We start from the raw sequence: 11,581 nt of genomic DNA on the forward strand, positions 1-11,581 counted from the left end.
TCTTCACTCAAACATCTGATCTTTACAGCATAGTCTCCGCTCATCCAGGGTGAGGCCGCTTCGGTGTCAGGCCGGGATGCGGCGCCACTGCTGGGCCGTGCCGCCGTTGGCGGTCTGCTGTTCGACGGGTGCCTGGTCGGCTGTGGAGCCTCCCGTGACGCCGAGCACCTTGCCGCTGCGGACGGAGGTGATCGTCACGTACCCGTCGCCGGTGTCGGTGATCCGCCACTGCTGGTTGGTGCCGTGGGTGGGCGTCCACTGGATGAGCCTGGCACCGTCGGCGGTGGAGCCGCCGCTGACGTCCCAGGCCAGCGACGTGTGCGTGCAGCCGATCTCGTGGACGTCGCCCCCGACGGGTGTGAAGCGGAAACGCTGGTTGGCGGCGCTGCTCGGGGTGTACTGGATCAGACCGGTGCCCGCGGCGGTGGAGGCGCCGGGGACGTCGACGGCCTTGCCGCTCTTCCGGTTGACCAGCTGGAACACGGTGGCCCGGGCCGGCGGCGTCACGGTCACCGAACCGCCGGACGGAATCGTGACGGCCTGACTCCAGGCGCCGAAGACGACGGTCGTGCTCGCCCCCGCCAGGCCGCGCAGCGTCGCGCTGGTGACCTGGCCTGACGTCCAGCTCAGGTCGACGGTCAGGCCGCCGCGTACGCCGACGCCGGTGACGCTGCCGGTCGCGGCCCAGGCGGACGGCAGGGCGGGCAGCAGCTCGACCCGTCCGGGCCGGGACTGCACCAGCATCTCGACCATCGCCGACGGCGTGCCGAAGTTGGCGTCGATCTGGAAGGTGGATCGGTTGCCGAAGCTGTACATGTCGAACATGTTGACTCCGGTGCCGTTACTGAAGTTCACCGACGGCTTCAGGACGGCGAGCACCAGCTGGTAGGCCTTGTCGGCGTTCTTCAGGCGGGCCCAGCACAGGGCGCGCCAGGCGCTGGCCCAGCCGAAGCCGACCATCCCGCGGGCGGTCAGCAGGGCGGTGGCGCCGGCGATGGTCGCGGGCGGGGAGTCCTGGAGGTTGATGCGGTCGCCGGGGAACAGGCCGGCGAGCGGGGACAGGTGGCGGTGGGTGGTCTCGCCGAGGTTGCCGTCGGTCATCCACTCCTCCAGCCAGCCCGTGGTGGCGCTCACCTCCGGCAGGTACAGCCTGCTCTGGAGGGTGCCGACGGTGGAGGCGTAGGCCGCGTCCCTGCCGAGCCTGGCGGAGGCTTCGCGGTAGTTCCGGAACAGCTGCCAGACCAGCTCCTGTGCGTAGGTGATGCCGATCGCGTCGGTCGGGCCGTGCTCGGGCGACCAGTCGTGGTCGTCGACGAGCACCTGACGGGTGCCGCCGGTCGCCGGGTCGGGCACGGTCCTGGTGACGAGCCGGGACTCCCAGAACTCGCAGGCACCCTTGAGCAGCGGATAGATCCTGTCCAGGTGGGCGGCGTCCTGCGTGTACTGGTAGTGCTCGTACAGCGAGTTGCACATCCAGGCGTTGCCGGCCGGGTGCCACCACCAGCCGTTCCCGCCCCAGACGTTGGTGGAGATGGCGAGAGTCCAGCCGGCCACCTTGCCCGAGCTGTTGCGGAACCCGTTGCGGGAGTCCTGGAAGAGGTCCCGGGTCGCGGCCTGCCAGCCCGGCAGCTGGGCGACGCAGTAGTCCGTGAAGGCGTCGAAGCACTCCGACAGACCCGTGCGGTCGGGCAGCCAGTAGTTCATCTGGACGTTGATGTCGGTGTGGTAGTCGCTCATCCAGTCCGGGTCGTTGCGGTCGATCCACAGGCCCTGGAGGTTGAGCGGGAGGCTTCCGCGCGAGCCGCAGATCGCCAGGTAGCGGCCGAAGTGCAGGTAGGAGGCCTCGAGTTCGGGATCGGGCGCGGAGCCGGCCGCGGCGCGGGCGGTGAGCCGGGAGGCGGTGTCCATGGCCCGCTGCGCGGCGCTGGAGGTGCCCAGGTTCAGCGTCATGGTCTGCTGCAGCCGCTGGTGGTCGGCGACGTGGGTGGCGAGCAGGGCGGATGCGGCGACGGTGGACGCGTCCGACGCCTTGGCGCGGGCGACCGCGAGCGGCACGACGGCGGTGTCCTGGTAGGCGGTGGACGCGTCCGCCTTGTAGTTGGTGCCGCCGGAGACGATCAGCAGCACCTCCGTGCAGCCGGTGAACCGCACCTGTGCGCCGGAGGCCGAGACGCTGCCGCCGGTACCGACCACCTTCACCACCGCCGAGTACTTCAGCGAGTTGGGGAGTGCGGTGCCGAAGGAGACGCTCGCGGTCGCGCCGTCGGCCGTGACGGACTCGCCCCGCGTTCCGGCGAGGGTCATCGATCCGGTGTAGGAGCCTCCGCCGCTCTGGGTGAGCCGGACGACGATGACGTCGTCGGGGTGGCTGGAGAACACCTCGCGCCGGTACGTCACACCGCCCTGCTGGTAGGACGCGGTCACCAGGCCGTTGGAGAGGTCGAGCGTGCGGCGGTAGCCGCTGATCGCGTCGGTGGTGTGGGTGGGGATGTCCAGGTACGCCTTGGCCAGGAGGCCGAAGGTGCCGAAGTCCGTGGTGCCGTACGGGAACTGGCCGTCCGAGCCGAGCGAGGCGTTCGCGTGGCCGGTCCACAGGGTGGCGTCCGTCAGGTACAGCGCGTCATGGGACGGGTTGCCCGTGACCGTCGCGCCGAGCCGCCCGTTGCCGATCGGCAGGCCCTGCTCCAGGATCGAGGACTCGCTGCCGGGCGTGGTGTACCAGAGCGTGACGGCCTGGCCGTCCGGGACCAGCGACAGCGAGCCGGGCCGTGTCACCGCCGCAGCGGCTGCCGTGAACTCCGGCAGGGAGCCGAGCGCGAACAGCGCGCCGAGGGACGCGGCCGTCCGCAGCAGGCCGCGACGCGACACCCCGTTCACGGGGGTGGGCCCGGGGTGGGAGGCAGTGGACTCGGACATGGGTGGCGTCCTTCCTGACGGTGCGGGCCGGGATCGGAACCCAGCAATACATCAGATGAATGTCGGCCAGGCTAGCCTGGCCGACACCGCCATGGAAGGGATTCGCCTCCACTTACGGGAAGTGGACTGCCGGAACATCAGATGTGTGGGGGGATTGGGCGTGCGTCGGCCCCCGTGCGGGAAGAAGGGCCGGGCGGTGAAACGGTCACTGGCGGATCGGTCAGGGGCAGGCGGGGAGCAGGCCGGCCTGGACGGCGCGTTTGCCGGCTTCGAAGCGGCTGCGGGCCTGGAGTTGTTCGAGGAGTTCCGCAACGATCCGGCGGATGGTGCGGGACGAGACGCCCATGCGCTTGGCGATCACCTCGTCGGTCATGCCGTCGGCGAGGAGCTCCAGGGTCTGTGCCTGCTGCCGGCTCAGCCCGAGCGCGGTCGGGGCGGCCGGGCGTCCGAGTGGGGTCGCGTCGGCCCAGGTGTTCTCGAACAGGGCGCACAGGGCGGTCAGCACCCCGGGGCGGCGCAGGACGACGGCGCCCGGGCGGGTGTCGTCGGGGCCGCCGGGCAGCACGGCGGTCCGTCGGTCGAGGATGGTCATGCCGAGCGGGAGCACGGGCGCGGTGCGGACGGCGGCACCGTACTCGGTGAGCCCGGCCAGGCGGGCGCGGGCAGTGGGGTTGTGCACCACGCTGTCGAGGTGGATGGTGCGCAGGCGCACGCCGCGTGCGAGCAGGGCCTGGTCGGCCGTCGAGTCGGCAGCGGCAGCGGCAGGGGTGTCGGCGCCGTGCGGGGCGAACACCATGACCTCGCTGTGCGTCTGGTCGCCGAGTTCCGCGAGGAGTCCGGGTAGGTCCCGGGCCGGGACGACCTCCTCGCCCGCCGCGCTGCCGGGATAGAGGTCGGCGCACTCCGCGATCAGCTGCGCCGCCGCCGCCCGGGCGGTCTCGATGCGCTGCTGGTGGGCGGCGAGTTCGGCTTGGCGGCGCCCGAGCAGCAACGCCATGGCCCGTTCGGGGCCGACCGGGTAGAAGGCGTGCCCGACGGGGCGAACCACCGACAGTTCGGCCAGGGTGGCCAGGCAGGAACCCACCTGTGCCTCGGGCACGTCGAGGCGCCGGGCGATGTCCGCGACACCGTCGCCGGGGTGGCGCAGCGTGATCCGGTAGACCTGCTCGGAGAGGGTGTCCACCCCCAGGCACTCGAGCCCCGGCGCGCGGGTGCCGACGTCGGCCCGGTCCGGCCGGCCGGTGCGGTGGTCGTCGAACGGCTCGGGCATGCGATCGGACTGCGACACCGTCAGCCGCCGAACCCGCCGGTGCGGCGGACGGCGGAGACCACGGCCCGGATGCGCGGGTCCGCGAGGGTGTTCCGCGTGGGCGGTGTCGAAGCTCGGATCCATGATGTGCCCCTCCCGATTCTGTTCCACGGCCTGGGACCCGGCCGCTGCCTGAGACCCGGGGCGTTCGGTCCGGGTCCGTCCGCAGGAATGCTTCCAGGCGGTGGTCTACGGCCGTTCAACGCGGAATCACCAGCAGCCGGACGGTCCCGGACGCTCAGAGCGGCCCCAGGGCGTACGCGGCGCCGTGGTGCGCGGCGGCGCCGAAGCCCAGCTTGAAGCGGGACACCGGGTCGCCGGCGCGGCTGTCGCCCATGTGGTAGAGCAGGCAGCCGCGTTCGCACGCCTCGCGGATGGCGAGAGACTGCAGCAGGGTGGGGGCGCAGGTCGCCGCGGCGGCGGGCTTGTCCATCGCGCCACGCCAGTATTTGGCGTGCCGGCCGTGCCACAGCGTGACGATGCCGGCCACCGGCTCCCCGCCGAGGTAGGCCATCCGGATCACGCAGTCCTCGGCCAGGTGCCGGGCGACGGCCGCGAAGTTCCGGCGCGGGTTGGTGCGGTCGGCGTGCCGCAGCGCCGTCGCGTGGTCCGTCCCCTCCTGGTCGGCCCAGCGGCGCACCGACAGCCGGTAGAGGCGGTCGAAGTCGTCCAGCAGGGCGGGCGTGTTGCCGCGCACGACGGTCAGGTCGGAGCGTTCGGCCTTGCGGACGTGGCGCCGCACCCGCCCGCTGAACCGCTCGCGCCAGACCGCGTCGAAGCCGCCGGCGAGGTCCACGACGTACGTCACGCGCGGGGTGACGCGGGCCGCGGCGGGGGCCGCGGACCGCCAGACCGCGTCGGTCAGCGGGCTGGGCCGCAGCAGCACCGGGCCGCCGCGGCGGCGGCCGAGGTCGGCGAAGACCGCCCGCGCCTGCGCCTCGGTGACGGGTTGGCCGGGGGCCACCACACCGCCGATGCCCCACTCCCTCGGCCAGGCCAGTCCGCCCTCCCCGCCCGGCGGAGCGCAACGGGGCCGCACCATCGGCAGGATGAGCTGGCGGCCGTCCGGCCACCGGTACCAGCGTCCGGCGTCCAGGTAGTCACCGGTGTCGAGGATCGCGTCCAGCCAGCCCGGGGTCTGGGTGACCAGCGCCAGCGGGTCGGCGGACAGCGCGTGCCGCCACACCTCGCGGGGCACCGGGCTGGTCACGTCGGGCGGCCCGGCGGCCGTGGCCGTCATCGCCGCGCCCGGCCGTCCGCGCCGGCCGCCACGGACGGCGGAGCTGCTGCCAGCGCGCCGTGCAGCCGGGTGAGGTCCGCCTCCGCCACGCCGCGCTCGCGCAGGAAAGCCACCAGGCCGCCCCGCTGTTCGCGCACCTCGCCCAGCCAGGTGCGCAGGGTGCCCGGGCGCACCTGCATCCGGGTCAGGTAGTCGTCACGGGTGTGCCCGCGGCGCACCCACTTGTCCTGGAACCGGTCCACCTGCGCGACCAGGTCCGCCGCGCTCTCCCCGTAGTCGAGGGCGATGTCCTCCTGCGGGCAGCCGGCGAGCTCCAGCAGCGAGGCGACCACCACGCCGGTACGGTCCTTGCCGCAGTGGCAGCAGACCAGGAACGGCGCCGACGCGGCCTCGGCGAGCTCGCTGACCAGCCGTGGCCAGCACGAGGGGTCCGCCTCGGCGAGCATGCCGTGGTAGTAGCGCACCACGTCGTCGGAGGTGGGGCGCGGCTTGTCGATGGGGGTGCTGGCGTACCCGGTCACCGGTGCCTGGACCCAGCGGATGCCAGCGTTCGCCAGCGCCCGGGGGCGGCCGTAGCGGTCCGACTCGCGCGTGCTGCGCAGGTCGATGACGGTCCGTACGCCGTAGTGGTCGCGCAGCTCGGCGGCCTCGCGGTCGGTGAAGGCGGTCACGTCGCCGCTGCGCAGCAGACGGCCGGGCCGCAGTCCGGCCGCCTGCACCACGCGGAAGTTGACGCCGAGGCCCGCGGCCTGCGCCGGTGCCGTCATGACCGCACCGCCGTCAGGCCGAGGGCGGCGGTGACGTCGTTCCAGAACCGCGGGAAGTCGGTGTTGACGTCCGGGCCGTAGCGCACCCGGATGCGAGGCAGGCGCCGCAGCGCGTCGAGGACGTCCGCTCGCGCCCGCGTGTCGGCCTCCCGGGGCGGCAGCAGATGCAGGTAGTCCACGTAGTGCCGCAGGTTGCGCCCCTCGGTGGGGTGCAGCTCCAGCGGATCGTCGTCGTCCGCCTCCTCGATGTGCCAGCCGGTCATTCCCGGGTCGGCGGTGGGCAGGACGACGGCGGTCGGGGTGGCGTTCTGCTCCAGCGCGACGCCGGTGACGGCGGCGAACTCGTCCACGTCGCAGTACAGGCGCACCCGGGTCTCCCGCGACCAGGCGTCGGCCGGCGGGGTGGGGAGGACGCCGACCGGGGCGCCGTCGTAGCGGCGCAGCGGGTGCCGTTCGAAGCGGGCCCGGTCGGGGTGGGTGAGCAGGCTGCCGACACTGATGCCCATCCGCCGGGGCATGCCGCTGATCCGCGGCGGGCCGCCCGGCCCGTCGCGCCAGGCCAGCAGCGAGTCGTCCGACACGAAGTCCCAGCCGGCCAGCGTCGCGGCGAGGAACGCCAGCGTGGACTTGCCCGCGTTGGTGGGACCGGCGATCAGGACGGCCTGCCCGTCGCGGGCCACCGCCGAGCCGTGCAGCACCGGCACGCCCGCGGCGTGCAACTGCCCGCACAGCAGGAAGGTCAGCAGGCGGACGACGGCGCGCCTGGTCCCGGGTCCGTCGTCGGTGACGTCGATCCGAATCCGGCCGGAGCGCTCGGCCGTGATCAGGACGGGGTCGCTGTCCGCCTCCATGTCGCGCAGCAGGACGGCGCGCTCCGGCGTGTGGTCGAGGACGACGAACCGCGGCCCCTTCTCGTCCAGCCACAACTGCGGGGTGCGGGAGACGGCTTCCAGGTCGTCCGAGGCGACGGGCAGCCGCTCGGTGCGACGGACCGTCACACCCACGGCGTCGAGGTCGCGTCCCGGCACGATCGGGAAGTACGGGCCGAGCAGGCCGGCGATCAGCTCGTTCAGTCCGGGCAGGTCACTGTCGACCGACACCCGGGCGCACCACCGCGACAGCGTGAAGCCGCCGTCGTCCGGGCGCCGGCCGTCGATCCGGGCGCGTGCGGCGCTCCATGGCTCGGCTGACACAAGTGCCCCTCTCCGTTGTGGGTCGTCCCGCCGTCTGGCGCAGGCTCCGGCGTCATCCTGAACCGGGGGTGCCGCCGGCCGCGCCTGGTGTTTCGCCTCCCGGAACACGTCCTCGTGGCAGGCCCGGCGCCCTCCTAGAGTGGGCGGCGCCTCGGATGGGCGGTGCCGCGGATCCCCGTCGGGCCAGCCGAGGACGAAGGAGAGTGGGCCGTGTCCGCCCTGAGCTACGAACGCTTCGCCGAGCAGTACGACCGCGGCAGCGCGACCAACCCGTTCAACACCCTGCTGGAGCGGCCGGCCCTGCTCGACCTGCTCGGCCCGTGCCGGGGCCTGCGGGTGCTGGAGGCGGGCTGCGCCGGCGGGCGCCTGACCCGGCGGCTGGTCGACGAGGGCGCCCGGGTGGTCGCCCTGGACGCCAGCCCGACGATGGTGGAGCTGGCCCGCGAGCGCGCCGGGGCGGGCGCCGAGGTGCTCGTGCACGACCTCGCCGAGCCGCTCGGTTTCCAGCCGGCGGGCTCCGTCGACGTGGTGGTGTCCTCGCTGACCATGCACTACCTGGCCGACTGGCAGCCGGTGCTGGCGGAGTTCCGCCGGGTGCTGGCGCCGGGCGGGCGGCTGCTGATCTCCACTCACCACCCGCTGGCCGACTTCTGCTCCGCGCGGGGCGACTACCACGCCGTCGAGGAGATCACCGAGGAGTGGGGCTCGTACGGGCCGCCGCCGTTGGTGGTCACCTACTACCGCAGGCCGCTCGGGCTGATCACCGAGGACGCCCGCCGGGCCGGCCTGGTCCTGAGGCGGCTGCACGAGCCCCGGCCCGGCGAGGAGCACCGGGCCGCATTCGGGGCCAAGTTCACCCGGACCGCCACCAGGCCGCCCTTCCTGCTGCTGGAGTTCGTCCCCGCCCCCGACTGTGAGGAACCCTCGTGAACGCCGTCACCCCACCGTCGCCCAACGCACCGGTGGCCGCCGTCATCGGCGGCACCCGCGGGCTGGGCCGCCAACTCGCCGTGCAGGCCCGCGACGCGGGACTCGACACCTACGTCTACGGCCGCTCCGTGCACACCATGGCACCGGCCGACGCGCGGGGGTTCGTCCTGCGGGAGCTCGACCTGAGCGACCCGGCGAGCGTGGACGCCGCCGACGTCGACCTGCCCGGGCCGCTCCATCTGTTCTGGGTGGCCGGCGCGTTCCTGAAGAAGCCGCTGGTGCACACCACCGACGCGGAGATCGAGGGCCTCACGAGCCTGCTGCTCACCGGCCCGCTGCGGCTGCTGCGCCGCATCCTGGCCACCGCCCCGGCCAGTGTCCACCTGGTGACCATCGCCTCCTCCTCCGGCTGGCGCCGGCGGGAGAACGAGTCGCTGTACTGCGCGCTGAAGGCCGCCCAGGCCCACGTCAGCCGCAGCCTGGTGCCGGAGCTGGTGGCCGCCGACCCGGCGAACCGGGTCACCGTCATCAACCCGGGCGGGCTGGCCGTACCCGACTTCCACACCGGTCTGGAGATCGACTACGGCACGATGATGGACCCGGCCGAGGTCGCGGGGATCATCTGGCGGGCGGCCGCCGAGCAGTCCGCGCCCTTCCAGGAGCTGCAGATCCTGCGCAGCCGCGAGCCCGGCGCCGAGGGCACCCCGATCGTCAGCCACGGCCCGCGCGTCCCGGAACCGCCGCTGTGAGCACCGCCGTCCCACACCCGTACGGAGAAGGAACCCGCATGCTGGAGCTCGACGCCCCCCTCGACGCCCGGACGCACCCCTACCGCTGGGCCGTGGCGCAGGACCTGCTGCCCGCCGGCTCCCGTGCACGGCTGCGCGCGGACCTGCCGGAGCTGGACGCGTTCCGCCGGATCGAGCGCACGTCCGGCGGCGACAAGACGTACGGCATGTACGTGCTGCCGCTGGTCTCCCGCGGCCGGGCGCTGGCGGGGCTGGAGCAGGCCGGCGCGGCCTGGCGCGATTTCACCGCCGCCGTGCTGGGCGCCGGCTACCGCTCCTGGGTGCGCGCGGCGGTCGGCGCCGACACCGACTCCTGCCCGATCGACGTGGGCGTCTTCGTGTTCGGTCCCGGCGACGGGGTCTCCTCGCACACCGACAAGGCCGACAAGCGGGCCACCCACGTGTTCTACCTCAACGAGCAGTGGCGGGCGCAGGACGGCGGCAGCTTCCTGGTCCGCGCCGAACCGGGGGAGGACTCCCCGGCGGTGGCCTCGGTGGTGCCCGGCGCGGGCCGCTCGGTGGTCTTCGCCCGGTCCGACGCCTCGTGGCACGCGGTGGCCCCGATCAGGCCGAGCGCGCCGGAGTACCGGTACACCGTCCAGGTCGAGATGTGGCGCTGACGCCGGCGGGCGTACCCGGCACCGCAGCGGCGAGGCGGTCCACTCCACTCGGAGTGGACCGCCTCGCCGCTGCCCGGCCCGGAACACCCCGGATCAGACGCCTGCGGCCCGGGAGCGCTCGCTCCCGGGCCGCAGGGCGCGGCGGCCTCAGCCGCCCGGCGGGGCCTCGTTGATCTCGGCGCCGAACAGCCGCAGCTTGTCCGCCAGGTGGGCGTAGCCGCGCGCCAGGTGCCCCACGCCGTGTACCCGGTAGCGGCCGCCTGCCGCCAGCGCACCGATCACCAGGGCCATCACGGCGCGCAGATCGCCGCCGTGCAGGGGACCGCCGACCGGCCGCAGGCGGCTGGGGCGTACCAGCAGCCGGGAGCCCTCGACCGTCAGGTCGGCTCCCAGGCGGCGCAGGCCCTCGGCGTAGCCGAACCGGGCGCCCCAGACCGTGTCGGTGAGCCGCGAGGGGCCGGTGGCGCGCAGCAGCATGGGCACGAGCAGCGGCTGCGCGTCGCTGTAGAGCAGGTGCGAGGCGGCGATGACGTCCACGGCCGTGACGCGCTCCACCGGCTGCACCCGCAGTACGTCGCCGTCCCAGGCCAGCGGCACGCCCATCCGTTCCAGGCAGGACAGTTCGGGTGCCAGGCCTTCGCGTACCGCCTCGGGCCGGTCCAGCAGGACGCGGGTGGGGGTGTCCAGGCAGACGGCCAGCGACACCAGGGTGAGGACCTCCATCAGGTCGGACGGCAGCCGCACCTCGGCGGCGCCGAGGGGACCGCCGCGGCCCTCGACCACGATCTCCTCGCGGCTGATCCGGACGGGCACTCCGGCGGAGCCGAGCGCCCGGGCGAGCTCGAACACGTCGGCCTTGGGGTACGGGTTGTGCAGCACGGTCGTCCCCTTGGCCGCCGCCCCCAGCAGCAGCGCGGTCTTGGTCGCGCCGGAGTAGTGCGGGCCGGTGAGGGTGCCGGTGACCGGCTCGCGCACGGCGAAGTCGGCCAGGTCGACGACCGCCGCGCGCAGCCCGCCGGCCGGCGCGCTCGCCGTCAGGTGCCCGGGGCCGGTCACGCACCGCGCGCCGAACCGCTCCATCACGGCCGCGACGTGCGCCAGCGGGCGCTGCCCCTGGGCGCCGTCGCCGATGGAGCAGCCGCCGTGGGAGCCGGAGACCACCCGGCCGGTGGCCGCCAGGAGGGCCGGCAGCAGGTAGACGCCGCCGTGCACCTGGCCCGAGAGGTGCTCGGGGATGTGTTGGCCGGTCACGCCGGCGCCGTGCGCGGTGAGCGTCCGCGTCCCGGGGTCGTGGCGCACGTCGGCGCCTACCTCGCGCAGCACCGCGCCGAGCACCCGGGTGTCGGCGATGTCGGGCACGTTGGTGATCCGCCACGGCCGCTCGGCCAGGCAGGACGCGGCCAGCAGCGGGACGAGCAGGTGCTTGAAGCCCGAGGGCCGCACGACGACGTCCGTCCGGTGCCCGGTCCGCGTCACCTCCCAGCAGTCGGCGGCGGACGGTGGCGACGGCCGGTCGAGGAGGGCGGGGGCGCCGGCAGGGGCTTGGGTGTGCATGCGAGTTGTCCTTCCGGCGGGCACCCGGGAACGGCTGCGGACGGGCCTCCGGGACCGCGGGCGGTCCGGGGCCTTGCGCAGGACGGGGGCGAAGCGGGTCAGGTGGCGAAACGGGCGGGCGGCACGGCAGGGCACCGCGGCGGGGCCGGATCGCGGCACGCCGCCCGCCGCCCGTTTCGCCACCCTACGGGCGGGGCGCCCGCGAGGTCTGCGCGCGGTTTCGCCGGGCGGAACGCGGCTTCCGTCCCGCGTCACGGGCGCCCA

9 protein-coding genes are annotated in these 11,581 nt (G+C 74.2%); 3 read left to right on the forward strand and 6 right to left on the reverse strand.

Annotated features, from left to right (window positions below):
* Positions 1 to 66 precede the first annotated feature (66 nt).
* From OG871_RS28210 to OG871_RS28230, 5 genes are all read right to left on the reverse strand, one after another.
* Positions 67 to 2,916, reverse strand: coding sequence for a glycoside hydrolase N-terminal domain-containing protein (locus OG871_RS28210; RefSeq protein WP_371500496.1), 2,850 nt, complete (start codon positions 2,914 to 2,916; stop codon positions 67 to 69).
* A 220-nt stretch (positions 2,917 to 3,136) separates the two neighbouring features.
* Positions 3,137 to 4,186, reverse strand: a complete 1,050-nt coding sequence (locus OG871_RS28215; protein ID WP_371500497.1) for a helix-turn-helix domain-containing protein — start codon at positions 4,184 to 4,186, stop codon at positions 3,137 to 3,139.
* A gap of 277 nt (positions 4,187 to 4,463) precedes the next feature.
* Entirely contained in the window at positions 4,464 to 5,465 is a 1,002-nt protein-coding gene (locus tag OG871_RS28220; RefSeq protein WP_371500499.1) for a GNAT family N-acetyltransferase, read from the reverse strand.
* On the reverse strand, positions 5,462 to 6,232 hold the full coding sequence (locus OG871_RS28225; protein WP_371500501.1) for a tyrosine-protein phosphatase: 771 nt from the start codon (positions 6,230 to 6,232) through the stop codon (positions 5,462 to 5,464). Before OG871_RS28225 ends, OG871_RS28220 begins: the two co-directional genes overlap by 4 nt.
* A complete protein-coding gene (locus tag OG871_RS28230; RefSeq protein ID WP_371500503.1) occupies positions 6,229 to 7,425 on the reverse strand; it encodes a hypothetical protein in 1,197 nt (398 codons plus the stop codon). The genes OG871_RS28225 and OG871_RS28230 overlap by 4 nt, the downstream gene beginning before the upstream one ends.
* A 210-nt stretch (positions 7,426 to 7,635) precedes the next feature.
* Between OG871_RS28230 and OG871_RS28235 the strand changes: the two genes are divergently transcribed.
* The 3 genes from OG871_RS28235 to OG871_RS28245 are packed head-to-tail and all read left to right on the forward strand — an operon-like array spanning position 7,636 to position 9,763.
* The gene (locus OG871_RS28235; RefSeq protein ID WP_371500505.1) at positions 7,636 to 8,355 is read left to right on the forward strand and encodes a class I SAM-dependent methyltransferase; all 720 of its coding nucleotides are present in this window, start codon (positions 7,636 to 7,638) and stop codon (positions 8,353 to 8,355) included.
* Positions 8,352 to 9,104 (forward strand): SDR family NAD(P)-dependent oxidoreductase, encoded by a 753-nt coding sequence (locus OG871_RS28240; RefSeq protein ID WP_371500507.1) that lies wholly within the window; start codon positions 8,352 to 8,354, stop codon positions 9,102 to 9,104. Before OG871_RS28235 ends, OG871_RS28240 begins: the two co-directional genes overlap by 4 nt.
* 38 nt (positions 9,105 to 9,142) lie before the next feature.
* Positions 9,143 to 9,763, forward strand: coding sequence for a 2OG-Fe(II) oxygenase (locus OG871_RS28245; RefSeq protein WP_371500509.1), 621 nt, complete (start codon positions 9,143 to 9,145; stop codon positions 9,761 to 9,763).
* Positions 9,764 to 9,910: 147 nt separating this feature from the next.
* Here OG871_RS28245 and OG871_RS28250 read toward each other — a convergent pair whose 3' ends face one another.
* Positions 9,911 to 11,317, reverse strand: a complete 1,407-nt coding sequence (locus tag OG871_RS28250) for a hypothetical protein (protein ID WP_371500511.1) — start codon at positions 11,315 to 11,317, stop codon at positions 9,911 to 9,913.
* Between the last annotated feature and the right edge of the window lie 264 nt (positions 11,318 to 11,581).

Source organism: Kitasatospora sp. NBC_00374, from assembly GCF_041434935.1.
Classification (GTDB): domain Bacteria; phylum Actinomycetota; class Actinomycetes; order Streptomycetales; family Streptomycetaceae; genus Kitasatospora.

Coding starts and splice junctions, on each gene's coding strand:
- OG871_RS28210 (WP_371500496.1), bottom strand. CDS start 2,916: ATGTCCGAGTCCACTGCCTCCCACCCCGGGCCCACCCCCGTGAACGGG.
- OG871_RS28215 (WP_371500497.1), bottom strand. CDS start 4,186: ATGCCCGAGCCGTTCGACGACCACCGCACCGGCCGGCCGGACCGGGCC.
- OG871_RS28220 (WP_371500499.1), bottom strand. CDS start 5,465: ATGACGGCCACGGCCGCCGGGCCGCCCGACGTGACCAGCCCGGTGCCC.
- OG871_RS28225 (WP_371500501.1), bottom strand. CDS start 6,232: ATGACGGCACCGGCGCAGGCCGCGGGCCTCGGCGTCAACTTCCGCGTG.
- OG871_RS28245 (WP_371500509.1), top strand. CDS start 9,143: ATGCTGGAGCTCGACGCCCCCCTCGACGCCCGGACGCACCCCTACCGC.
- OG871_RS28250 (WP_371500511.1), bottom strand. CDS start 11,317: ATGCACACCCAAGCCCCTGCCGGCGCCCCCGCCCTCCTCGACCGGCCG.